23 protein-coding genes are annotated in these 23,279 nt (G+C 39.9%); 11 read left to right on the top strand and 12 right to left on the bottom strand.

Features of this window, described 5'->3' with window-relative positions; genetic code table 11:
* Positions 1-21: 21 nt before the first annotated feature.
* Positions 22-525 carry a GNAT family N-acetyltransferase gene (locus MMU05_RS06970; RefSeq protein WP_241140956.1) on the bottom strand — a complete coding sequence of 168 codons (504 nt, stop codon included), beginning with the start codon at positions 523-525 and terminating at the stop codon, positions 22-24.
* Between the two features lie 603 nt (positions 526-1,128).
* The gene (locus MMU05_RS06965) at positions 1,129-1,290 is read right to left on the bottom strand and encodes a hypothetical protein (RefSeq protein WP_241140955.1); all 162 of its coding nucleotides are present in this window, start codon (positions 1,288-1,290) and stop codon (positions 1,129-1,131) included.
* Positions 1,291-1,325: 35 nt separating this feature from the next.
* Here MMU05_RS06965 and MMU05_RS06960 point away from each other — a divergent pair, with 35 nt between their 5' ends.
* From MMU05_RS06960 to MMU05_RS06950, 3 genes are all read left to right on the top strand, one after another.
* Positions 1,326-4,019 carry a formylglycine-generating enzyme family protein gene (locus MMU05_RS06960; RefSeq protein ID WP_241140954.1) on the top strand — a complete coding sequence of 898 codons (2,694 nt, stop codon included), beginning with the start codon at positions 1,326-1,328 and terminating at the stop codon, positions 4,017-4,019.
* 14 nt (positions 4,020-4,033) lie between these two features.
* On the top strand, positions 4,034-4,450 hold the full coding sequence (arfB, locus tag MMU05_RS06955) for an alternative ribosome rescue aminoacyl-tRNA hydrolase ArfB (RefSeq protein ID WP_241140953.1): 417 nt from the start codon (positions 4,034-4,036) through the stop codon (positions 4,448-4,450).
* A 70-nt stretch (positions 4,451-4,520) separates the two neighbouring features.
* Entirely contained in the window at positions 4,521-5,927 is a 1,407-nt protein-coding gene (locus tag MMU05_RS06950; RefSeq protein WP_241140952.1) for a hypothetical protein, read from the top strand.
* Here the strand turns inward: MMU05_RS06950 and MMU05_RS06945 are convergent.
* A complete protein-coding gene (locus MMU05_RS06945) occupies positions 5,921-7,327 on the bottom strand; it encodes a tagaturonate reductase (protein ID WP_241140951.1) in 1,407 nt (468 codons plus the stop codon). The genes MMU05_RS06950 and MMU05_RS06945 overlap by 7 nt on opposite strands.
* 107 nt (positions 7,328-7,434) lie before the next feature.
* Here MMU05_RS06945 and MMU05_RS06940 point away from each other — a divergent pair, with 107 nt between their 5' ends.
* Together MMU05_RS06940 and yiaK are read left to right on the top strand one after the other, a co-directional pair.
* Complete coding sequence (locus MMU05_RS06940; protein WP_241140950.1) at positions 7,435-7,722, top strand: DUF1330 domain-containing protein; 288 nt, start codon at positions 7,435-7,437, stop codon at positions 7,720-7,722.
* Positions 7,723-7,767: 45 nt separating this feature from the next.
* Positions 7,768-8,766 (top strand): 3-dehydro-L-gulonate 2-dehydrogenase, encoded by a 999-nt coding sequence (gene yiaK, locus MMU05_RS06935; protein ID WP_241140949.1) that lies wholly within the window; start codon positions 7,768-7,770, stop codon positions 8,764-8,766.
* Between the two features lie 94 nt (positions 8,767-8,860).
* Here yiaK and MMU05_RS06930 read toward each other — a convergent pair whose 3' ends face one another.
* On the bottom strand, positions 8,861-10,516 hold the full coding sequence (locus tag MMU05_RS06930) for a UxaA family hydrolase (protein WP_241140948.1): 1,656 nt from the start codon (positions 10,514-10,516) through the stop codon (positions 8,861-8,863).
* A 105-nt stretch (positions 10,517-10,621) separates the two neighbouring features.
* On the opposite strand from MMU05_RS06930, the gene MMU05_RS06925 reads away from it, so the two are divergent.
* From MMU05_RS06925 to MMU05_RS06905, 5 genes are all read left to right on the top strand, one after another.
* Positions 10,622-11,617 carry a PfkB family carbohydrate kinase gene (locus MMU05_RS06925; RefSeq protein ID WP_241140947.1) on the top strand — a complete coding sequence of 332 codons (996 nt, stop codon included), beginning with the start codon at positions 10,622-10,624 and terminating at the stop codon, positions 11,615-11,617.
* A 95-nt stretch (positions 11,618-11,712) separates the two neighbouring features.
* A complete protein-coding gene (locus tag MMU05_RS06920; protein WP_241140946.1) occupies positions 11,713-12,375 on the top strand; it encodes a beta/alpha barrel domain-containing protein in 663 nt (220 codons plus the stop codon).
* A gap of 23 nt (positions 12,376-12,398) precedes the next feature.
* Complete coding sequence (locus MMU05_RS06915; protein WP_241140945.1) at positions 12,399-13,424, top strand: TRAP transporter substrate-binding protein; 1,026 nt, start codon at positions 12,399-12,401, stop codon at positions 13,422-13,424.
* A gap of 89 nt (positions 13,425-13,513) precedes the next feature.
* Positions 13,514-13,999, top strand: a complete 486-nt coding sequence (locus tag MMU05_RS06910) for a TRAP transporter small permease (RefSeq protein ID WP_241140944.1) — start codon at positions 13,514-13,516, stop codon at positions 13,997-13,999.
* Positions 14,000-14,002: 3 nt separating this feature from the next.
* Positions 14,003-15,301 carry a TRAP transporter large permease gene (locus MMU05_RS06905; protein ID WP_241140943.1) on the top strand — a complete coding sequence of 433 codons (1,299 nt, stop codon included), beginning with the start codon at positions 14,003-14,005 and terminating at the stop codon, positions 15,299-15,301.
* A gap of 384 nt (positions 15,302-15,685) precedes the next feature.
* On the opposite strand, the gene pfkA is transcribed toward MMU05_RS06905, so the two are convergent.
* Entirely contained in the window at positions 15,686-16,672 is a 987-nt protein-coding gene (gene pfkA, locus MMU05_RS06900; RefSeq protein WP_241140942.1) for a 6-phosphofructokinase, read from the bottom strand.
* The gene (locus tag MMU05_RS06895; protein WP_113924876.1) at positions 16,672-17,046 is read right to left on the bottom strand and encodes a methylglyoxal synthase; all 375 of its coding nucleotides are present in this window, start codon (positions 17,044-17,046) and stop codon (positions 16,672-16,674) included. Before MMU05_RS06895 ends, pfkA begins: the two co-directional genes overlap by 1 nt.
* Before the next feature lie 227 nt (positions 17,047-17,273).
* Here MMU05_RS06895 and mscL point away from each other — a divergent pair, with 227 nt between their 5' ends.
* The gene (gene mscL / locus MMU05_RS06890; protein WP_241140941.1) at positions 17,274-17,678 is read left to right on the top strand and encodes a large-conductance mechanosensitive channel protein MscL; all 405 of its coding nucleotides are present in this window, start codon (positions 17,274-17,276) and stop codon (positions 17,676-17,678) included.
* 34 nt (positions 17,679-17,712) lie between these two features.
* Here the strand turns inward: mscL and MMU05_RS06885 are convergent, their stop codons facing one another.
* The 6 genes from MMU05_RS06885 to MMU05_RS06860 form a co-directional block, all read right to left on the bottom strand.
* The gene (locus MMU05_RS06885; protein WP_241140940.1) at positions 17,713-18,165 is read right to left on the bottom strand and encodes a Spy/CpxP family protein refolding chaperone; all 453 of its coding nucleotides are present in this window, start codon (positions 18,163-18,165) and stop codon (positions 17,713-17,715) included.
* Between the two features lie 13 nt (positions 18,166-18,178).
* On the bottom strand, positions 18,179-18,553 hold the full coding sequence (locus MMU05_RS06880; protein WP_241140939.1) for a hypothetical protein: 375 nt from the start codon (positions 18,551-18,553) through the stop codon (positions 18,179-18,181).
* A gap of 36 nt (positions 18,554-18,589) precedes the next feature.
* Positions 18,590-19,138 carry an RNA polymerase sigma factor gene (locus MMU05_RS06875; protein ID WP_241141010.1) on the bottom strand — a complete coding sequence of 183 codons (549 nt, stop codon included), beginning with the start codon at positions 19,136-19,138 and terminating at the stop codon, positions 18,590-18,592.
* A gap of 156 nt (positions 19,139-19,294) precedes the next feature.
* On the bottom strand, positions 19,295-20,218 hold the full coding sequence (locus MMU05_RS06870) for a universal stress protein (protein WP_241140938.1): 924 nt from the start codon (positions 20,216-20,218) through the stop codon (positions 19,295-19,297).
* 541 nt (positions 20,219-20,759) lie between these two features.
* Positions 20,760-22,238, bottom strand: coding sequence for an oligosaccharide flippase family protein (locus MMU05_RS06865; RefSeq protein WP_241140937.1), 1,479 nt, complete (start codon positions 22,236-22,238; stop codon positions 20,760-20,762).
* Between the two features lie 8 nt (positions 22,239-22,246).
* Positions 22,247-23,269 (bottom strand): glycosyltransferase family 4 protein, encoded by a 1,023-nt coding sequence (locus MMU05_RS06860; protein ID WP_241140936.1) that lies wholly within the window; start codon positions 23,267-23,269, stop codon positions 22,247-22,249.
* Positions 23,270-23,279 lie beyond the last annotated feature (10 nt).

The raw sequence follows: 23,279 nt of genomic DNA, 5'->3' as shown, positions 1-23,279 counted from the left end.
GAAGGCGGATAACCATATATTTTAATTTATTTTCATCTCCATCACAATGTCATCCATGATAAACCCGTTTCCGATGTCGATCACTTCTCTATAAGCTTCATAAAATCCGATGTGCTTGTAAAATGAAATGGCTTTTTCATTAAACCTGTTCACATTAAGGTATAAAAACTTATCTCCATTCCTTAAGGCAATGTCCATGACGTGGCTGATCAACTTTTTCCCAATCCCTTTTCCCTGCGTATCCGGTAGGATGTAGATTTTATGGATCTTGGTTTTTTTCTGATCCTTGCAATGGACTTCATAGGCAGCAAATCCCAAAAATGAATCCTCTTCTTTGGCCAGTAAAAAAACATGTCCTTTTTCATTGACCTGCTGTTCCAATGCCTTGAGGTCATACATCCAATTCAGCATAAAGCTAATTTGATCAGGCGTAAGAATATTCGAAAAAGCCACGGGCCAAGTTTGATGGGCTATTTTTTGGACGAAATAAAGTTCTTCCGATGAAGCTTTGACAATTTCAATCATAGAGAATAGGGTATAAGGCGAGGACTGATTTTTGGTAAGGTTTTTATATCACCAAAAAAACAAAAAACCCTTCAGAATTGAAGGGTTTTTATTGGGTGAATTAAGCAAAAAAATTAATTGTCGATAAAAAAATAATTCTTTGAATGAAAAAAAGATTTTTTTTAGAGATAGATAAGATTAACCGAGAATTAACTTTTAAATCCTCATTTACTTTTAAATGAACAAAGGAAAAACTGTCGGGTGATGAGTCCTTTTTCCCTTATCGATGAGTTAAAACTATACAAACGAAACCAAATAAACAAAATAAAAAATATGCTAATTCAGTAAAATATTTATTTAAATCGTTTTTACTCAAAAATACCAAATAATAGTTTGAAACAGTTATTCTTTGCTACCAACAGCATTTATTTGTTTTTTTGTAGTTAAGTCCAGAATTATAACTTTAACTTTTGTGAATACCAATGCCATTTTTACTCCTACCATCTGAAGCTGAAAGGCAAAAAAAAAATGAAAAAAAATGAAAAATATTTTTTGTGGCGGTTTTAGAAGCTAAAAAATTACCTTGGACTTATAGATTTAAATTTTTCGGATTAAATTTTTCCTCTATATCTGACGATTTATTTTTATTTTCCTTAAAGTAAGCCCCACGATTTCCTGAAATAAGATTTTCACCTCTTCCAATTCCAATAAAAATGAAAACAAGAAAGATTTTCCCCATAATTCTGAGCTTCCTGTTTCAACTTTTTCCTGTTTTTCTTTTTTCACAGAATTTTGTTTTGGATTGGGATAGAAATCTGAATTTGAAAAGAATTCAAGAAAACGAGATTAATCGCCCGGTTCCTGTTTTCTCTTTTCTGCTTAATGGTGAAAAAAAGAATTCTAGTGATTTTTCACCGAATGAAAAGTCTTGGAATTTGGATGGGCAGATTTCCTTGAGAATTGATAGTGTAAAGAATGGCCAAGACAACTGGACTGCCGTATTTACTTTTTCCAATATTTCAGAAGATACGCTGAAAGTCGAAAATTTCATTCCGTTTGGAGGTTTAATAGATCAGGTCTATATCACCGGAAAAGGCGATCACCGGTTGTCCCGTTCCCACCTCTTCAGGCCGGGATATGATCCGGTCAATGTCATCCTCCCTGACAATGCCTGGGAATTGGGCTATTCAAGTTTTGAAGTCGGAAATCAAGGATTTGCAGGTCTAATGAGACGCAAGTATTGGGATGGGGCGCAAAGGAGAAGGTTTGAGACTGTTTTGCCCCCCAACTCCAATGTCAGCTACAGGATGTATGTAGATTCCTTTACGGGCGGTTGGCAGGAAGGATTGAAGCATGTTTTCCAAAAGAGGTTCATTTACGATTTGGATGATTTTGACTACAGTATGTACCAAAGGGAAGACCTGCAATGGATCCGGAAGTCTTATGCCATGCATTTAATGATGGCTTGGGATGCTGATTTTTATGATAGGGAAGGAGAGAGGTTCACCATTTTTGATTTTCAACAAAGGAACAAGGAATGGTTTGGCGGGGATGATGTGATCGGAATCTGGCCTACCTGGCCTACTTTGGGATTAGACCAAAGAAATCAGTGGGATTTGTTCAGAGATCTTCCGGGTGGATTGGAACAGTTGGCATCGATATCTGACAGCCTGAATCGATTGGGTACCAAATTCTTTATCTCTTATAACCCGTGGGATGAAAGTACCCGGTTAGAAGGGCATTTGGAGGGCATGACAGCTCTGATTAAAGCAACCAAAGCTGATGGCGTAGTCTTGGATACCAAAGGGAGTTCGAGCCGTGAAATACAGCAGGCTGCTGACTTGGCAAAACCTGGCGTAGTCATGTACAGTGAAGGGATGGCTGTACCCAAAGACATGCCAGGGATTGTTTCAGGAAGGGTTCACAATGCGCTTTATTATCCTCCTTTACTAAACCTCAACAAACTGATCAAACCGGATTTTGCCATTTTCAGGGTGGCTGAATTGGCCTATGACCGGATCAGAAGGGAATATGCCACCTCATTTTTCAACGGATATGGAACTGAACTGAATATTTTCAGACCTGGAAGGCCTGAATGGATGGAGGAGGATTACCGGTTTTTTGGAAAGACCTTGAGGATTTTGAGGGAAAACCATTTCAATTTTATTTCATTTGGATATACTCCTTTGATTCCAACTTTTGTCGACCAGGTATTTGTCAATAAATGGCCTTTAGAAAATAAAACCGTATACACGATTTTCAGCCTTAAGCCTGAGGGATTTTTGGGAAACCTTTTCGAAGTTGAAAAACCTGCATCCGATAGGCATTATGTCGATCTGTGGAATCATGAGGAAGTGCAGGTTCAGGAATCAGAGGAAAAATATTTGATTCCTGTCGATTTGGAAGCTTTTCACAAGAAATGGCTGGGAACAAACAATGAAGGAGCGGTGGGGAGTATTGCATATTTCCCCAAATTATTAGAGGTGGGTTTGGAACAAAATAAGTTGAGTATCAAAGCCTCCAAAGGAAATGAAATCAGGGTTTGGGCGGGAGTTCCGGAATATGGGAATTCGTATTTGAGTTTAAAATCAGGCCTGCATTCTGTGGATATCCAAGAAAAATTTGGCAGGTATGAAGGCAAAATAGTAGTCCAATTGTTTAAGTCAGAAGAACTGATAGATGAACATGTCATCGAAATGGAATATGGAATTCCGAGAATGATAAGTTCGCCCGAAAAGACTCCAAGATCTGAAAAAGCGCCAAATGGAATGGTAAAAATCCCTTCGGGAAGTTTTGAAATGAAGGTTTCTCAGGGAGACCAATTTATCCCTTATCCAACGAAAGGCTATCCCCGGACTATATCTATGGATGGTTTTTATATGGATACGTATCCTGTTACCAATAAGGAGTTTAAAGAATTTCTTGAAGCTACAGGTTATCAGCCATTGGATAAAAACCGTTTTCTTTCTCATTGGGCCCAAGGTCAAATTCCGAAAGATATGGAGCAGCATCCTGTAGTGAATGTAAGCCTAGAAGATGCTCACGCCTATGCAAAATGGGCAGGAAAAAGACTTCCTACAGAGGCCGAATGGCAATATGCAGCATCATCAGGTGATGGAAGGGATTGGCCTTGGGACCAAAACCTTAAAGTGAAAAAGAGGTTTGAATATGTGACCAACACCCTGACTGTAGAGCATTTGGATGGATTGGGGGAAGAGTTTTGCAATATTGGGAATGGAATACCTGAAGCAGTGGGAAGCCATCCGAAAGGTAAAAACCCTTGGGGTTTGGAAGATTTGGTGGGTTCAGTCTGGCAGATGACGTCGGATATTTATGACAATGGAACCAATCAGATGATGATTCTGAAGGGTGGTTCCTATTTCAAACCATCCTCAAGTTGGTGGTATGTACAGGGCGGGCCGAGGGAAACACATTACCGGCAGATGCTGCTGAGGGTTTCTCCAGGATTTGAAAGAAATGAAACTGTGGGATTTAGATGTGTTGCGGATTATTAAATGAAACTTTGTAAATGACCATTTCTGAAAAAATTGCGAATCAGGTGTTAGACGCTGAACTTCAGTTTCAATTTAGCCGAAGCAGCGGTCCCGGTGGGCAAAATGTAAATAAAGTCAACTCCAAAGTTGAGCTGAGGTTCAATATTCCGAATTCACAGATCCTTGATGAAACTGAAAAAGCGACACTTTTGGAAAAACTTTCATCCAAAATCGATACGGAAGGAAACCTGATTATCCAAAGTCAGGAGAAGAGGTCGCAGATTCAAAACAAAGAGATTGCTGTAAGAAAATTCTATGACCTGCTCAAAAAAGCTTTTCATAAAAAGAAAATAAGGAAAGCCACCAAACCCGGGAAAGGTGCCATCGAGGATAGATTGAAGGAAAAGAAAGCCCTTTCCGAGAAGAAAAAAGGAAGGAGAGGAGAGTGGTGATTTAATTATTTTAGAATTTATTAGTTTCAAATAGTTTAGATTTTTTAATTTGATAAATCAATTAAACTGAATGCTGAAAAAAGGATTTTTAAAACCAAGATTAACTTTAGAGGTTCTTAGCAAAATCTCCTTTTGGAGAGCAATTATTTTTGGGTTGGCTTCTTCAATTGTTTTGTGTTTGTTTTTGAACTTCAACAGGGAATTTTTTAGATTTTTTTCTTCCTTAAATGAATTGGTTCACTATTCTGAAGAGGAGTATTTCTTTGCAGATATTTTCTATGCAGCCTTCTCCTCAGTATTTGGTTTTGGTGTTACGATTTATTTTTGGGTTAAAGATTTGAAGTTTAATAGGCGGTTCAAGTTTTTGAAAATGTTGGCATTGAGTAATATTTTCCTATTTATGATATTTCCATTGAATGCCATCAGTAGAATGGGTACCGTCATATTGATGCCATTAGTGAATATTCCAGGATATGATCGGCATTTGCAACTACATCTTGAATTCCCAATAATTTTCATTTTAGTTCCAATTATGATGTTTTTGCTTTATTGGCAAGTCATCCAACGTTTGTTTAAGACAAATTTTTGGATGATAAAATCCCTTTTGGTAATTATCGCTTGGACTTTGATTTTGTTTAAAGGCCTTTCTTTGGATAGATCAATTATTGATGACTCTTATAGATTTTCTGTCAGGGATAGATTGGAAAATATTGATTTAAAATTATATGAGTATCCGCAATGTTGCACGTTGGGCTTGAAAGGACTTTATCGGGAGCGGATACTCGCTCATGGACGACGATCCGCTGTCCACAGAACCGCTAATCGTTCCCCAACCATTATTTGTTTGGCTACGTGCAATAAAGCGGACACGCATATAAAATTAAATAAAGCAAAAAATGCAGGAGTGGAATTTTCTCCGGAAACCATAAGGACTTTAGAAAAATTCCATACAGATTCAAAGCTTCAGATGATGGAAGACGTCAATGTTGGATTTAAATTGGCCAAACCGCTTTCAATTGATACCTTGATCTTAGCAAAAATCATTTTAATCAACCTAGATCATATTAAAAACTTCCCCCCTATAGTATATCATGAAGAAAAATGGGACCTGATGTGGACCTATCCATTACCGGAAGATGTTTATAGGCAACTAAAATTTCATCGTCCAAATGATATTGAGACTCGAATTTTATTTGAAATCCTTAGCGAAATGGTAAATATTTCTAATTCAAGATTTGGAGATTCTCCAATACTCAATAAAAATTTGGATCCATATTTTCAAAATCAAAAATATGAGAGGATTGTTTTGATCAGCAACACAATTACAATTCAGAGTAGGCTGATACAAGTGGTTCAGAAATTATTAGCTAATGAGGTATATAAGGAATACCATCCAATGATAAAAAGCATGGTTTTTGAATTGGATTCTGAAAGACATAAATGGGTTGATCTTGAATTAGACGATTTGCCTCATTGAGTGAAATGTAAAATCAATGAATATTTAATTCTTGCTTTTAACCCTTGCACTTGAGTCAAATCCATTCCCCATAAATCCCCATTGGCAAGTACTGCTTCTACTATTTCTTCAGGGTCCTCCTTTTTCCATACTTTTTCAAAAAAAGCCAACACCTCAGGTTCATCTTTCAATGGAATGGATTCACCATTGATTTCTCCTTTGTAAAACCGGATTAGGTCAGCGAATGACCGAATTAGATTTTCAGGAAATTGCCTGGTTTGACTGTGGTATTCCAAAATTGTCGGTAAGACCCTGACCCTGAACTTAGAGATGGAATTGAGGGAAATGGATATCAATTCATGACGGATAAATGGATTTCTGAACCTATCCAAAACTTCAGCGGCAAATTGCTCCAACTCCTCTTTTGGTAAATCAAGGGTCGGGATGATCTCTTTATAAATGGTGTCCGAGATATATGTTGAGATTTCAGGATCTTCCATCACTTCCCTTACAGTCCTGATTCCTTTCAGATATGCAACAGGAACCATCGCCGTATGTGCACCATTTAAGATCCTGACTTTTCGGAGGCGATAGGGTTGCAGGTCTTTGACGATGTGTACGTTCAGCCCTGTTTTTTCTGTTTGAAAAATAGCCTTCAATGCTTCAGGACCTTCTATTGCCCAAAAGTGATAAGGCTCGGCAACAACTGCCAAATGATCTCTAAAGCCTGTTTTCTTCTCAAACTCTTCAAAATTCTCTTTAGGAAATCCCGGGACAATCCGGTCTACAAGCGTATTGCAGAAGGTGCAGGTTTTATCTAGCCAAGCAAGGAATTCCTGAGGGAAATTCCACTTTGCCGCATACCTCATCACACATTCTTTGAGTTGGTCCCCGTTATTTTCAATGAGTTCGCAGGGGAGTATTGTCAAACCCTTTGTTTCATTTCCTTCAAGAAATGTGAACCGCTCAAATAGCAGTGCCGCCAACTTCCCCGGAAATGATGCCGTCACTTTGTTGGGATCGGTATCTTTTTCATCGAAAACTATACCCGCTTCGGTGGTATTGGAAATAATAAATTCCAAATCAGTTTTTTTGGCCAAATCCAAATAGAAACCATAATCAAGGTTCGGATTGCTTACTCCATTTATCGAGGTGATCAACTTTTGTTCATCAATGATTTTGCCATTTTGAAAACCTCTGATCAAAACGTGATAATTGAAGTTTTGCTTCCCAAAACCTTCAGGAATGGATTTTCCATGGCTTTGGATAATATGGATGGAACCATCAAAATCTGTTTTTTCATTCAAAATCTCAATCATCCAATCGGCAAATCCACGGAGAAAATTCCCTGTACCGAATTGTAGGACTTTTACAGGTCTTTTTTTCTTTTGTACCAAAGAGATGGAATCAAGGTTTGTCATAGCAGATTTAAATCTAAAATTAGACAGCAGTTTTATGGCTGTTTACATAAAAGTTTGTCAAACATCAGGGATTTTTTCTAAACTTTGATGTACTAAACAGAAAAAATATGCCTGCATTGGTTCTTGTTGAGGTCAGTATCCATGACCCTGAATTGTATGAATCTTACAAAAAGCTTACTCCCGGTTCCATACTTCCTTTTGGCGGAAAATTTGTAGTGCGTGGAGCACAAACAGAATCTTTGGAAGGAGATTGGAATCCTGAAAGATTGGTGATCCTAGAATTCCCTTCCGTCCAAAAAGCAAAGGAATGGTGGAACTCCGAAGAATATACCAAAGCCAAAAATATCAGGTACCTGGCTGCCAAATCCAAAATGTTGGTCGTGGAGAGCTTGTGATATCGCTTTTGAATTTTTGATTTAGCTCCTCAAAATCCATCAACCATGCGCGTAGCCTACCACGAAGTTATTCAGACTCTTGAAAAAATCCTTCTTAAATATGGGTTTGCAGAAGACAGGGCCGTCCTGTGCGCTTCTCTTTTTGCCCAAGCAAGCTTGGACGGTGTGGCTTCCCATGGATTGGACAGATTTCCTGTGTTTTTGGAAATGATCCGCAAAAAACTCGTCCTCCCAAATCAAGAAGCAAATCTTGTGGAAAGCTATGGTGTTTTTGAAAGATGGAACGGAAACCTCGGTCCCGGTCCACTCAATGCGCATCAATCTATGGATCGGGCGATTCGGATTTCAAAGGAATTTGGAGTGGGAATCGTTGCGTTACAAAACACGAACCATTGGATGAGGGCGGGGAATTATGGTTGGCAGGCCGCTGAATCCGGTTGTATAGGCATCTGCTTTACCAATACCAAACCCAATATGCCTGCTTGGGGTGGGAGAGAACCGAAGCTTGGCAATAATCCTTTGGTTATCGCGATTCCGCGATCAAGTGGTCATATTGTTTTGGATATGGCCATGTCACAGTTTTCTTACGGAAAATTGAAAACCTATCTGCGGGAAGGCAAAGAAATGCCCTTTGATGCCGGGTTTGATCCTCATGGAAACCTGACCAAATCCCCCGAAAGCGTCATAGCCAACGAATTGGCTTTGCCAATAGGATTGTGGAAAGGAGCAGGTTTATCCCTGTTGCTTGACATGTTGACCACTATTTTGTCAGGTGGAAAAGCAACTTTTCAGGTTGGTGAAAGTGGGGAAGAATCCGGTTTGTCTCAGGTTTTTATTTGCCTGGCTGCTGAGAAATTGGGAATAATGGAATGGTCTGATCAAAAATTGGATCAAATTGTGGGAAACCTGAAAAGCTCTTTGACTTTTGCGGACAAAGAAATCCGTTACCCCGGTGAAAACAATATGAAAACCCGCGAAGAAAACATGCTGAATGGGTTTCCTGTGGATGAGCAAATTTGGAAAAGCATCATTAAGGAACTATGACAAAGGGAAAGTGTTACGTATGGGTCAACTTTCAAACCTTCCAACTTTCCAACCTTTAAACTCATCAACCTTCCAACGTTAAAAACCTTTAAACTTAAAGCGAAACGCCTCTTTTCCAAGGAATGAAATCATCCTGAGCCAATAAGACCGCTTTTGGTTTAACCTCTCCCGAAGCCACTTTGATGATGGTTTCGAGTATTTCTTCACCCATTTCCGGAATGCTTTTTTCGCCTGAAATGATACCTCCTGTATCAATATCGATGATGTCAGGCATTCTGTTGGCAAGTTTTGTATTGGTTGCGATCTTGATGACTGGAGCAATTGGATTCCCTGTCGGGGTTCCCAAACCGGTGGTAAACAGCATGACATTGGCCCCGGAACCTGCCATGGCAGTCGTACTTTCCACATCATTGCCGGGAGTGCAGACAAGATTGAGACCCGACTTCTGAAAATATTCTGCATAATCGAGCACATCTGTGACGGGCGATGTTCCGCCTTTTTTTGCAGCTCCGGCTGATTTTATCGCATCTGTGATCAAGCCGTCCTTGATATTGCCCGGCGAGGGATTCATATCAAAACCCGAACCCACAGCGACAGCTGAAGCTGAATATGCTTTCATCAATGCGGCGAATTTGTCAGCCGACTCTTCGGTAGTACATCGGTTGATCAGTTCCTGTTCCACCCCGCACAATTCAGGAAATTCTGAAAGCATGGTAGTTCCTCCTAGAGCGACTATCAAGTCTGAGGCATACCCGACTGCAGGATTTGCTGAAATGCCTGAAAATCCATCCGATCCGCCGCATTCCAACCCAACTGTAAGCTTACTTAGCGGTGCAGGTTTTCTTTCCTGTTTGTTGGCTTCAACCATTCCCAAAAAGGTTTTTTTGATGGCTTCTGAAAGAAGTTGCTGCTCGGTCCCTTCCTTTTGCTGTTCCAGAATAATGAGCGGTTTTTTTAATTCCGGATTGATTTTATGGAGTTTTTCTTTCAAGATTGAAGGCTGTGCATTCTGACAGCCCAAGCTCAGTACCGTCGCCCCGGCCACGTTAGGATTGTTGATATATCCTGCCAAAAGTGCGCAAAGGGATTCTGAATCCCTTCTCGTACCGCCGCAGCCTCCCTGATGATCCAAGACTTTGATGCCGTCAAGATTCGGAAACAATAATTTGGACTCCATTTCCTTCGCCTTCTCTACGTTCAGGTTTACGATTTCATCTTGTTTTCCTTCCTGATGCAGCTTCACCATGTTTTTGACCATTGACTTAAATGGATTTATTTTTCCATAACCCAAGGCATCATTAAAGGCATCTTTGATGACTTCTACGTTCCGGTTTTCACAAAAAACCAATGGGATGATCAACCAATAATTTGCTGTCCCTATCTGACCGTCTTCCCTGTGGAAGCCCATAAAAGTCCGTCCTTGAAACCTACTTATGGAAGGAGGATTCCATTGGTAATTTTCGGTTTTCTTGCCATAAAATCCAGCCTCGTGGATTGTGTTTTGGGTTGTAATCAGACTTCCCTCAGGCAAGTCTATCATAGTACGGCCGACGACTGTCCCATACATGAAGATCAAATCCTCTTTAGCCAAGGGCACAATGGTAAACTTATGTTTTGCCTGAATTTCCTTTCGAAGTCTGATTGTCTTTCCTCCAAAATCTATCGTACTTTCTGCAGGTAAATCCACCAAAGCGACCAATACATTGTCCTTTTCGTGGATTTGAATAAAAGTGTTTGGTTTGCCAGCCATGTATTTTTTTATCTAATCTGAAATCGTTTGCATTAACTTATATCCTGTATCTCTTGAAAACAAAATTTAAGTGTTTATTTTCAGGAAAGATTAGCATTTTAGACAATGGGCAAAAAAATTATTACCATAGGCGAAGTAATGATGCGCCTCAGCACTCCGGGACACGAAAGGTTCGTTCAGGCAAATTCGTATGAAGCTGTTTTTGGAGGATCGGAAGCAAATGTTTCGATCTGTCTCGCCAATTGGGATCAGGAAACTTACCATGTTACTGCTTTTCCCGGACATGATATCGGAAAAGCTGCGACCCGATATTTGAGACAGACGGGCGTCAAAACCGATTTCGTTTATTTTTCAGAGGGAAGGATGGGTCTTTACTTTCTTGAAAACGGTTCCATGCAGCGTTCTTCAAAAATCATCTATGACAGATTTGATTCTGCTTTTTCCAATTTTGATGGAAAAGACCTCGATTGGGATTTGGTTTTTGATGGGGCGGATTGGTTTCATTGGACAGGAATAACTCCCGCACTCAGCCAAAATGCTGCAGACATGACGCTGAAGGCACTTAAAGCTGCATACGATAAAGGATTGAAAATCAGTGGGGATATCAATTACAGGAGAAATCTTTGGCAATATGGAAAAGGACCTTTGGACGTGATGCCCGAGCTGATAAGGTATACTCATGTATTGGTAGCAGGGAAATCTGATTTCGAAAACTGTATGGATATCGCCCAAGATGATTGGGGAGATGCCTGCTATCAGGCCAAAAAGGATTACCCGCAGATCAAATATATTACCAGGACAAAAAGGGAATCGGTTTCTGCATCCCATAATCGGCTTAAAGGTGTTTTATGGAACGGTGAAGAAATCCTTTTTTCAAATATTTATGAAATGACCCATATCGTCGACCGCGTGGGAGGGGGTGATGCCTTCATCGCAGGTTTGATTTATGGGCTATTGCATCTTTCCGATCAGGAAGCCATTGAATTTGCTACCGCATCCTCCGTCCTGAAACACAGCATAAAAGGTGATGCCAATTTCGTGTCTTTGGAGGAGGTGCATGATTTGGTCAAAGGAGAAAATATTGGCAAGCTATTGAGGTAAGGTTTAATTTCTAAGTCATTCTATACATAACTCTCTCATTTACAGATTTCCAATAACCTATAACTAATAACCTATAACTAATAACCAAACCAGTAATGAAATATACCCACCAAGAAATCCTTGATAAAATGGCTGAAACGGGAATGATTCCTGTATTTAACCACAAAGATATTTCTGTCGTCAAGTCAGTGATAGATGCATCCTATAATGCCGGGATCAGGGTTTTTGAATTTACCAACCGTGAAGCAAATGCTTTTGAGGTGTTCAAAGAGTTGAAGATTTATTCTGAAAAATATTCTGATTTGCTTTTGGGAATAGGGACTGTTTTTTCGGCAAAAGACGCTTCACGTTTTCATTACATCGGGACGGATTTCGTGGTTTCGCCTGCTTTGATTCCTGAAGTTGCCAATTACTGCACGATGAAAGGGATTTTTTGGGTTCCCGGATGTGCCACAGTCACGGAAGTGTTTCAGGCAAAGTCCATGGGCGCGCTTTTGGTCAAAGCATTTCCCGGAAATTTATTGGGTTCCGGCTTTATCAAAAGTGTTTTGTCAGTCATGCCTGATATCAAAATGATGCCTACTGGGGGTGTGGAACCAACCTTGGAAAACCTTTCTGAATGGTTCAAAGCCGGAGTGCAATGTGTAGGAATGGGTTCGCAGTTATTTGACAAAAAAGCCATTGAAAAGGGAGAATTTGAGTTTTTGGAAAAGAACATCAAAAATGCTTTGGCAACAATTCAAGAGATTCGAAAATGAATTTCCAATCTTATAATAAACCCATGACTGATTTAAATTCAAAAAAGAAAAATCGGAATCGTTTGTCTTTTTTTTCAAGGCCAACTTTTTTGATCTTGTTTTCACTGATTTTATTTTCTACCTGCAAAGGTCCGGGAGGGGTGAGGGTCATCAAATTGGGCCATGGGCTTGGGGTAACACATCCTGTCCATGAGGCCATGGTGTTTATGGCCGAAAAGGTTGCCGAGAAATCAAATGGACAGATGCAGATCCGGATTTATCCAAACCAACAATTGGGTACTGAAAGGGAGTTGGTGGAATTGCTTCAGATTGGAAGTTTGGGAATGACAAAAGTTTCCTCAGCAACGATGGAAAGTTTTGCTCCAAGGATGCAAGTTTTGTCTATGCCATATTTGTTCAGAGACGATGCCCACAGGGATAAGGTATTGAAAGGAGAAATCGGTAAGCAACTGCTACTTGACGGGGAAGATTTTTGGTTGAGGGGTTTGTGTTATTACGATGCAGGCAAAAGGAGTTTTTACACCAAGACCAAACCGATAGAAAACCCATCTGACCTGAAAGGATTGAAAATCAGGGTCATGGAAAGCAATACCGCTATCAATATGGTGAAGAGTTTGGGAGGTTCTCCGACTCCTGTTTCATACGGCGAGCTTTACACCGCATTGCAGCAAGGGATCGTTGACGGCGCCGAGAATAATCCGCCAAGCCTATATACTTCCAAGCATTATGAAGTCTGTAAGTTTTATTCCATCAATGAACATACGGCCGTGCCTGATGTGCTGATCGTCAGTACCAAAGTCTGGAAACTGCTTGATGATCAGGAGAAAAAATGGCTTCAGGAAGCCGCTGACGAGTCTGTGGTGTATCAGTATAAACTGTGGGCAGAGTCCGTCGAGGAATCTTACCGGGAGTTGAAAAAAGCTGGAGTTACCATTTTATATCCTGAAGTGGCCGGCTTCAGAGAAGCGACTGAAGTAATGTACCTGGAGTTCAAATCTACTCAACCTGAGCTATTTGAAATTGTAGACAAAATCAGAAAGACTGAGTAAAGAATTCTATTGTTGAGGATAAGCATATTTATTTCAAGCCATTAAAATTCTCTGTTATAATATCAATTCAACCCAAAATAAGTTAGCCAATGCTTAACCCTACTTTTAAATTAAAACTTGATAAAGTGGTTTCGGGCCTTTTGGTCATTTTGATGGCTTTGATGGTTTTCAATGTGACTTGGCAGGTTTTGTCGAGATATGTCGTCCAAAACCCAAGCTCATTTACTGATGAACTGTCAAGGTATATGCTAATTTGGTTGGGGATGTTGGGGGCTGCCTATGTCGCAGGACAAAATCAGCACATTGCTATTGACCTGCTTCCAAACCGCCTTATTGGCAAATCCAAAATGAAATTGATGATCCTTATCAATGTTATTGTCCTGTTTTTTGCTTTTTCTGTGATGGTAATGGGAGGGATCAATCTGGTTTATATCACATTTATCCTTGGTCAAAAGTCGGCTACGATGCAGATTCCACTTGCCTATATTTATACCATTTTGCCGATAAGCGGACTGCTGGTTATCTATTACCAGGTTTTTCAGATTTCCAATCATTACAGACTTTATAACTCCTGATCCATGGAATATATCAGCATCATTATATTGGTTCTTTCCTTTATCACTTTATTGGCAATAGGAGTGCCTGTGGCTTGGAGTCTGGGAATCGCAAGTTTTATTACCCTATTGGTTTCAGTTGCTGCCGGCCCATCAGCAACAACTATTGCACAGCGGATGGCAACAGGATTGGATAGTTTTGCCTTGCTGGCTATTCCCTTTTTTGTTTTGGCAGGAGAGATAATGAATAAAGGAGGAATTGCCAACCGCTTGATAGAATTGGCAAAATCTTTGGCAGGAAGACTTCCCGGGAGTTTGTTATATGTAAATGTGATCGCGGCGATGCTGTTTGGGGCTATTGCCGGTTCAGCTGCTGCGGCTGCATCCGCATTGGGAAGTATCCTTGGCAAAAGGATGGAAACAGAAGGTTATCCTAAAGAACTTGGTGCGGCTGTCAATATCACTTCCTCGACTACGGGATTGATCATTCCTCCATCCAATATCCTAATCGTGTATTCCTTGGCTTCAGGTGGTGTTTCTATTGCAGCATTGTTTGTAGCCGGTTATTTGCCGGGAATTTTTATTGGGTTTGTATTGATGTTAACAGCTGCCGTTTTTATCAAAAAGGAAAAATTACCCGCCGGTGAAGGAGTTACGCTGAAGGAGTTCGGAAAAACTTTTTTCCGCGCATTTCCTTCTTTGATGCTTTTGGTGATCGTAATCGGTGGGATTGTAGGAGGTGTTTTTACAGCAACCGAAGCCTCTGCCATTGCTGTGATCTATACTTTGGGATTGTCTCTTTACTACAAAGAACTAAAATTAAGAGAATTGCCCTCTATATTATTGAAATCATCGGAGACCACAGCAATAGTGTTGTTGCTTATTGCGACATCGATGAGCATGTCTTGGGTGATGTCAAGTGAGGATATCCCTCAGGCGATTACCAATTCCCTGCTTTCTGTAAGTGATAATGTTGTGGTGATATTGATTCTGATCAATCTCATTCTACTCTTTGTCGGTATTTTTATGGATATGACGCCGGCGGTGCTGATTTTTACGCCGATCTTCCTTCCAATAGTTATCGAATTGGGAGTCGATCCGGTTCATTTTGGCATTATCATGATTGTTAATCTTTGTATTGGATTATGTACGCCACCAGTAGGCTCAGTTTTGTTTATTGGTGTTCAGGTCGCAGGTACTACTTTAGAGAAAGTCATAGGTCCTTTGATTCCATTTTTTATAGCGATGATTTTTGGCCTGATAGTTATCACCTTGTGGCCGGGCTTGACATTATGGTTGCCAAAGCTTTTTGGATTAATGTAAAAATGATTATCCGCTACTTTTCCACTAGCTCAAAATTAAAGATTAAAACTGCGGATAATCGGTCCATAGACCAAGGTCGACAGTCAATAGCCACGGCACGGGATTTTCAATCCGAGTTTTAAATGGTTTGTGGCAAGAAAGCGTTTGTAAAAAAAAACAATGTGCGTATCCGCTTTATTGCACGTAGCCAAACAAATAATGGTTGGGGCACGATTAGCGATTCCATGGACTGTGGATCGTCGTCTGTGGGCAGTTATCCCCATCCAATAAAGTCCTTTCAAGCCCAACATGTTACATTGCGGATACTCATAAATGTAAAAAGTGAATAGAATAGAAGGAGCAAAAAAAAAGGAGGTTTTCGCCTCCTTTTTTGCTCTAAGTTGATTACGTTGATAAAATTTTTGCGATTCTAAAGTCATCCTCATCGACCTCTTTGTGGCCCACAATTGCTTTTGCAATAGGAGTGAAGACCACTTTGTTATTGATAATTCCTGCCATCACATCGTATTTTCCCTGCATCAAACCTTCCACAGCAAAAACACCAAGCTTACTAGCCAAAACCCTGTCCAAGGAACTTGGAGCGCCGCCTCGCTGAAGGTGACCAAGAATGGTCACTTTGATGTCATAGTAGGGGAGTTCCTTTTTAATTTTTTCCGCGATCTCAACTGCACCGCCGCTTTTTCCTCCTTCTGCAACAATGACAATGTTGGAGGATTTCATGGCTTTGGTTCTAGCTTTCAGTCTTTCTACCAGCCTTTCGATGGGCATTTTCTTCTCAGGAATCAGCGTGGCCGCTGCCGCACTGCCTATTCCAGCGTTGATGGCGATAAAACCTGCATCTCTTCCCATCACTTCGACGAAGAAAAGGCGGTCATGAGAAGTTGCTGTATCCCTTATTTTGTCAATCGCTTCTATCGCTGTATTGCAAGCGGTATCAAATCCGATAGTCAGGTCAGTTCCGGCCAGGTCATTGTCAATAGTTCCGGGCAAACCGATGGATGGGATTCCATATTCATTGTAAAATAAATGCGCACCTGTCAAAGAACCGTCACCACCGATGATGACCAAGGCATCGATTCCGTGTTTCACAAGGTTATCATAGGCCTTCTTTCTTCCTTCTGTTGTCCTAAACTCACTGCTTCTTGCTGATTTTAGAAATGTCCCGCCTCTTTCAAGTACGTGGGCAATATTCTTAGACTCCAGCTTTTTGATGTCATCCTGGATCATTCCTTCATATCCCCTGTAGATGCCGTACATTTCAAGATTATAATAAAATCCTGCCCTGACCACGGCCCTGATAGCGGCATTCATTCCCGGGGCATCTCCACCCGATGTGAGTACGCCTATTCTTTTGATTGTCTTTGGTTCCATTAAAATTTTGAAGTTAATTGTTTGAACATAAGGTCAGCTGCTGCGGGATTGGTCGCAAGGGGGATGTTGTGGACATCGCATATCCTCATCAGCATCTGCACATCAGGTTCGTGTGGGTGTTTGTCCAATGGGTCTCTAAAAAAAATAACCATGCTGAGCTCTTTTTGGGCTGCCATAGCGGCAATTTGTGCATCGCCACCGATAGGCCCGGAAAGCATTTTTTGGACCTGAATCCCTATTTTCTCTATGTGTGATCCGGTTGTGCCGGTAGCCACTAGCTGAATGTTAGAATTCTGCAATTGCTTTTTGAAACCACTTAGGAAATGGACCATGTCGGCTTTTTTTCCATCATGGGCAATCAATGCTATTTTCATAATTATGGTAAATAGGTTTTCAGGGTAAATTTATGAAAAATTATAGCTTATGCCCCTTTGGAAAAATTTTTTAATCCATTCCATTCCAATTTTTATTGAATTTGGATTGTATCATAAGGTTCAATTTATTCTACAAAACCACTAAATTCAATAAAAAATAATTGTATTTGTTTTTTTTGATTATTTTGGAACATTATTTCCCAAACAAAACAAAACCATTTTAATTTATGAGCCTTATTAAAGAATTCAAAGAGTTTGCCATGAAAGGCAATGTGGTCGATCTGGCTGTCGCTGTAATTATCGGTGGAGCCTTCGGCAAAATTGTCTCTTCATTTGTCAATGACATCATTATGCCGCCTTTGGGCGTTTTGCTAGGCGGTGTGGATTTCAAAGACCTCACTGTTGTCCTCAAGGAGGCAGAAGGTGAATTACCTGCGGTTGTTTTGAGCTATGGTAATTTTATCCAAAATATTGTTGATTTCCTGATCATCGCCTTTGTCATTTTTATGGCAATCAAAGCAATGAATTCATTCAAGAAGAAAGAAGTCGAAGCACCGGCACCGCCACCACCCGCACCGCCAAAATCTGAAGTTCTTTTAGAGGAAATTAGAGATCTCTTAAAGAATAAATAATTAAAAAAAAAGCAGCTTTAAAGCTGCTTTTTTTTTAGTCTTTCGGGCCGCCATCTTTTCCGCCACGATGTCTCTGATACACTTGACGTGTAAATTCCCTGTTTACTCCACCAAGTTTGATCGCTTGTTGGGGCGAGATGACCTTGGTTATCTCTTCCATAAAAGTTTTCTCCCGATCCAATAACTGTTGTTGGATTGAAAACCTCTTTTGGATAATTTCTTTGGCCCTAGTTTCAGTTATTTCCTGCATGGATTCCCTGTTTAGGGTGGATACCTTATCCATCATTTTGGTCCTCTCTTCATTATATTGATTGAAAAGTGGCCAAAACTTCTCTGCCTGTTCCGGCTTGAGGTCTAGTCGGTTGGTGATAAATGCCACCCTTGCGGCCTCCAATTTTTCTTTGTCATATTCAGTTGTTGGCTTTTGGGCATATGCCGCAAGACCCAAAAACAAAATGACCGTCTGTATCCACAATATTTTTTTCATAACCTTTCCTGTTTTACCACCATTCTCCATTTTCTGCACCAAATTGGTTTTCCTCAGCAACACCCCATTCTTCTTCTATGATTTCATCCAAAATCAGATTGGGATTTTCTGAAAAGTTAAGGATATCTTCTGCCTCCCATTGACCTGAACTGATATATAAATCAATTTCCTGTTCGAGATTTGCTTCAATACTTTGATCAACATTGATGTTATTTTTGATCGCAAAAAAGAAAACTCCTATCACAATCACTGCTGCCGCAGCGGTCATCTGCACAAAATACATCGTCCTGCTTTTTCTATTTTCCTTTTTTTCCAAGATAATGTTGGGCAGGTTTTCGAAATATCCTTCCGGGGTTTTGAAAACATTGTGATCGGGTAGATTCTTCATATTACAATGTGTTAGACATGTTTAAGATACTGAGGTTTAGTCAGTATGAAGTTCATTTTCTATTTTTTTGACGGCATGGTGATAACTCGCTTTCAAGGCACCCACTGAAGTTTGGGTAATTTGGCTGATTTGTTCATAACTCAGGTCATCAAAATACCGCATGTTGAACACGAGCCTTTGCTTATCAGGCAACTTTAGAAGGGCTTTTTGAAGCTTGATTTCTATTTCTTCTCCGGATATAAGCCCCGATTGGTCCAGATAGCCTGACATGGCTTCCATATGGTCTTCAATCGGAAAGAAAAACCTCCTCTTCTTTTTCTCCAAGAAATTGAGGCTTTCATTTGTCGCTATTCTATACAACCACGTAAATAGGGTAGAGTTTCCATGAAAGCTTTCGATGTTCCTAAACGCTTTGATAAAGGTATTTTGGGTGACATCATCTGCATCTTCGTGGATGATGAGCATTTTCCGGATAATACCATAAACTCTTTTCTGATACATTTCTACAAGCAACCTAAACCCTCTCTCCCTTGATTCGGGATTTCGGATCATTTCCAAAAGTTCTAGGTCACTGATTGATATCATCGGATTCTTTGACATGAATATTGCCAAGAAGTTTAATCCTGAGCGTAATGTATTTGAAGTTAATTATATCTGACGGATAAAACCCCAAATCAAAAAAAAATCCGGTCCTAGGAAAATACCTGAGGTCCGGATATAGTGTGTTTAATCAGCGATTGTCTAGATTTCAAGGATGTAATCGAGGATTCCGGCATTTTTACCTTTAGGCCTTGTGACGAGAAGTGGAAAGGTTTCATTCAGTTGGATCAGGCGCTCCGCCATACTTCCAATAAACAAAGCCGTGGCTGCAGTTCTTCCTTTGACACCGATGATTATGCCATCTGCTTGAATTTCTTTCGCTTTGGCGATGATTTCCTCCACAGGGTCATCGTCGTCATCCTGTGTATAAATAGGAGTGATTTTGATGTTTTTGGTGTCTATGTTTCTTATAAATTTCTTAAAATTGATCTCGGCGTGCATCAGCATGATGGAAGTGAACTCTTCAAAGCTTTTGCCTGTAAAATGATATCCCGAAGGTATCGTAAACACATTTTGACAAATTATCTCTGCTTTTCCGCCGTATTTTTCTACGATCAGGACTGCCTCTTCCAATGCGTCTTTGGAATAATCTGAAAAATCCGACGGAACCAGTAGCTTGTCCATTTTTGGTTCAGCTTTTTCGGGAATAATCAAAAGGGAGCAACTCGCTCTTCGAGCAAGTCTTTGCGATACAACTCCTGTGCCCGGTAGTGTTACCTTTCTGCCTATGATAATCATATCGACAGACTTTTCGTGGGCAAGTTTTAAGATTTTTTTGCTTAGCTGACCTTCTTTGACAACAAAGGAAAATTCTATATCCTCTTTTTTCCCAAAGTTTTTTTCTACCATTTCTATCATCTGTCTTTTTCTTTCCTCAACCATGTTTTCAATGAGATTCGGAAATTCCTCCAATACTTCCTTTGGAATTTGGAGGTTTCTGATGACGTTGGTAAAATAGATTTTCTTAGTCTGATTGACCCGAGACACAAAAGAAGCAAACCTTATCAAGGTTTCATCCAAATTACTTTGGTCAAGACAAACGAGGAGCTTTTTTATTTGATACATTTTATTTAGCCTTTTCGAACAGCAAAGTTACGTGAATCCAATGATGAAAAATAGTTGAATGAAGAATAAAATTTTGTCAATTTATCGATTCAAAATTAAAGACGGATTTTTATACTGCAAATCAGCGGATTTTGAACAAATAGTTTTGACAGGTTGGTTGAATATTTGATCAGTTTCTTTTTTTTAATTTTTTACCCAATAAAAATACATATTTTAAGTTCTTGACAAAATGATTTTTGGTCAATCAAAAAGATTCCTTCTTTGTAAGGAAAATTAGCCTGATTGCTGATTTTTGCAGGGTTTTTTATGAAAAAGCAATCGGTCCAATCTGTCATTATTTTGTATATTTGCACAAATGGCTCGGGTCGCCGACATGTTCCGACTTCACAATTATAAAACAATCCCGAGTGAAGCCCTTTCCAAAAACAGGCCTCATCCTTTAGCGATAAAGGACCTCGTATCTCCGGATGCAGGATAACAGTGGAAGTTTGCGGATCTCGTGGCAGCTCAAATCCTGTCAGTAAAGAGGTTTGGTAACACTCTAAGGCCTGAGCCCTTTTATTTTTTGAATTACTTTTTTCTGATTTTCTTTGGCTACGCCCAATGCAACAATCCCCAATCCATACAATAAAGTGATTGCCCCGGATCGGATGACCATATCGGCAATTCCGGATAGATTGTCTCTAAAAAAATAAGCTTGAACAAAATAAATAGCCACTCCCAAAAGAATGATTTTCAATACATCCCACGAAAATGGCTCAAAGGAAAGTCTTATTTTGATATAGAGGTATTTGATGAAATTATAGAGAAACATGGCCAAAAATGAGGCAAATGCTGCCCCTTCTATACCATAGGAAGGAATGAGCAATAAATTGAATACCACAACGGCAACACTCATGATGACGGTGGCGGTAATATTGAAAATGTAGTATTTGGAAAAAACAATGATTTCTCCGTTTATGGAAAAGACGATGTCACACATTTTTCCAAATCCGATCCAAAGAACGACCCATTTTCCGGCCTCGTAAATGGTATTGTTTGGTACAAAGTGATAGAGATTATCAATATTGGACCAAATCCCGAGGAATAACAGAACACAAATCAAAGTCTGATTTACGGCAATGTCTTTATACAACTTGTCTATTTTGGGGAATTCCTTTTTGGAAAAAAAATCAGCCACTACAGGCATACTGACCTGAGAGATGGCTCTGCGTGGCATTTCCATGACAATGGCAATTGAAAAAGCAATGTTATATATCGCGTTGGCTTCTAATCCGATCATAGAACTCACCATCAAGCTGTCAATTTTCATGATCAAAATGCCTCCGGCAGTGCCGAGTAAAGTGATGAAGCTATAATTAAGAAACTCTGATTTGAAGCCCTTTCTTTCAAAAAAGAAATCTGTTTCAACGCGGAATATCCCAATGCGGAACATGTAGATTATCAAGCTTCCAAGTACGATGAGGTAATTGAGCGATAATCCCCAAATCATCTGATCAAAGTCTATCCAACCGACTAAATAGACCGAAACGAGCACTGTCGAAAGCAAACGCAAAAATACCTCTCTGAGTAATGTCGGTATTGCGATCTTCATATAAGACCTGCTGAAGGCATCCAAAACAGTATTGACTACTGCAAATAGGGTAATCAACAATACCACAACGAAGAAGTCAATGACCTGCGGGGAATTGACGGCAAAGGCAGCGATAATTTGGCTTTTGAAAATAAAAAACAAAAGAGAGACAGCAATAAACCCCATCAAGGTGACCAAAACACTGAAAGTGAGGAAAGAACCCTGCTTGCTTTTGAGTTGGGGAAAAAACCTCGTGATGGCATTTCCCAAGCCCAACTGTGCAAAGGGAACCAAAAGCATCGCCATGTCCTGTACTGTTCTGAAGACTCCGATTTGCTCAGGGGCAAGGGAATACGGAAAGAGCCACAATACATTGAAATACCCAATTGCCACTCCCAAATAATGGGAGAGGGTAGTCAGAATGCTTTGTCGGGCAAATTTTTCCAATGGATTAATCAGTTAAACAATCCCAATAATTCTTTTTTTCTTTTGGAATAAGGATAATCTTTCAAGATTTTGTTTCTGGATTTTGATCTTTTCTTTTCAAAATCCATGTTTAAAACCTCTTGGATTATTTTGGCTAATCTATCGGGATTTTTTTGATCCAAAATAAAACCAGAATCATCTATGATCAAAGGAATATCCCCGACTGCTGAACCAATAGGAACGCAACCACACAGCATGGCTTCAGCAAGTGCATTGGGAAACCCTTCAGAAGTTGACAACTGCAAATAAAAGCGGTGACTGTTGTACAATTCCTTCAATCCTTCTTTGTCTTTGGGTCCGGTAGTGGAAATATTTTTCGCCGTTGGGACATAGTCAAGATCACCTACCAGGGTAAATGTGGCCTCAGGAAATCTTCCTGCAATCAATTCGATCATATCAATCCCCTTGATCCTAGCTCTGACAGGATTGGAGATTCCTTTTGCCACAGTGATAAAGGTCATCGGCTTCCTTTCCTTTCCAAAGTCAATCCAAAAATCAGTATCAAAACCATTGTGGATAGTCTTGATCGGTGTTTTTAGATCGGGAATCAGGTTTTTCAGTCCCTGTTTGGATGAAATGGCCGGATCGTATTTATAGTCCGATTGGATAAGAGAATCTGCAACAGGTAGGATTTTTGTGCAGTTTTTGAAACTGTAAACAGTCGCCATTCTCAGCCATTTCTTTCTGAAATTCCCGTAGTTTATCTCCGGCATATTGACGGCATCAGTTCCTCCACATTGGATAAAAACTTTTTTCTTGAAAATCTTGCCAAAGAAGGTCGGTAGTACAGAATGATATCCACCAAAAAAACATAAATAATATGTCGTCTTTGGCAATAAGATTACCAATTGAAAAAACTGGAGAATAAAGAAAAAGGGGAGAGCAACTGGGTTTTGGGTAAACTGAAGTGTTTTGATGGAAAACTTAGTCTGGATCATTTCAACATCTCTATCCGTAAATGCAGTCCGTACTGGATAGGTATAAATAATCATAGATTGTCTT

It is taken from the genome of Cognataquiflexum rubidum, assembly GCF_022538115.1.
GTDB classification, from domain to species: domain Bacteria; phylum Bacteroidota; class Bacteroidia; order Cytophagales; family Cyclobacteriaceae; genus Cognataquiflexum; species Cognataquiflexum rubidum.
Note: the sequence above shows the minus strand (reverse complement) of the source record. Positions and strands in the feature narration are given on the sequence as shown.

Coding starts and splice junctions, on each gene's coding strand:
- pfkA (WP_241140942.1), bottom strand. CDS start 16,672: ATGGAACCAAAGACAATCAAAAGAATAGGCGTACTCACATCGGGTGGA.
- MMU05_RS06945 (WP_241140951.1), bottom strand. CDS start 7,327: ATGACAAACCTTGATTCCATCTCTTTGGTACAAAAGAAAAAAAGACCT.
- MMU05_RS06880 (WP_241140939.1), bottom strand. CDS start 18,553: ATGAAGAATCTACCCGATCACAATGTTTTCAAAACCCCGGAAGGATAT.
- mscL (WP_241140941.1), top strand. CDS start 17,274: ATGAGCCTTATTAAAGAATTCAAAGAGTTTGCCATGAAAGGCAATGTG.
- MMU05_RS06885 (WP_241140940.1), bottom strand. CDS start 18,165: ATGAAAAAAATATTGTGGATACAGACGGTCATTTTGTTTTTGGGTCTT.
- MMU05_RS06940 (WP_241140950.1), top strand. CDS start 7,435: ATGCCTGCATTGGTTCTTGTTGAGGTCAGTATCCATGACCCTGAATTG.
- MMU05_RS06915 (WP_241140945.1), top strand. CDS start 12,399: ATGACTGATTTAAATTCAAAAAAGAAAAATCGGAATCGTTTGTCTTTT.
- arfB (WP_241140953.1), top strand. CDS start 4,034: ATGACCATTTCTGAAAAAATTGCGAATCAGGTGTTAGACGCTGAACTT.
- MMU05_RS06910 (WP_241140944.1), top strand. CDS start 13,514: ATGCTTAACCCTACTTTTAAATTAAAACTTGATAAAGTGGTTTCGGGC.
- MMU05_RS06920 (WP_241140946.1), top strand. CDS start 11,713: ATGAAATATACCCACCAAGAAATCCTTGATAAAATGGCTGAAACGGGA.
- yiaK (WP_241140949.1), top strand. CDS start 7,768: ATGCGCGTAGCCTACCACGAAGTTATTCAGACTCTTGAAAAAATCCTT.
- MMU05_RS06970 (WP_241140956.1), bottom strand. CDS start 525: ATGATTGAAATTGTCAAAGCTTCATCGGAAGAACTTTATTTCGTCCAA.
- MMU05_RS06860 (WP_241140936.1), bottom strand. CDS start 23,269: ATGATTATTTATACCTATCCAGTACGGACTGCATTTACGGATAGAGAT.
- MMU05_RS06930 (WP_241140948.1), bottom strand. CDS start 10,516: ATGGCTGGCAAACCAAACACTTTTATTCAAATCCACGAAAAGGACAAT.
- MMU05_RS06925 (WP_241140947.1), top strand. CDS start 10,622: ATGGGCAAAAAAATTATTACCATAGGCGAAGTAATGATGCGCCTCAGC.
- MMU05_RS06905 (WP_241140943.1), top strand. CDS start 14,003: ATGGAATATATCAGCATCATTATATTGGTTCTTTCCTTTATCACTTTA.
- MMU05_RS06950 (WP_241140952.1), top strand. CDS start 4,521: ATGCTGAAAAAAGGATTTTTAAAACCAAGATTAACTTTAGAGGTTCTT.
- MMU05_RS06875 (WP_241141010.1), bottom strand. CDS start 19,138: ATGATATCAATCAGTGACCTAGAACTTTTGGAAATGATCCGAAATCCC.
- MMU05_RS06870 (WP_241140938.1), bottom strand. CDS start 20,218: ATGTATCAAATAAAAAAGCTCCTCGTTTGTCTTGACCAAAGTAATTTG.
- MMU05_RS06895 (WP_113924876.1), bottom strand. CDS start 17,046: ATGAAAATAGCATTGATTGCCCATGATGGAAAAAAAGCCGACATGGTC.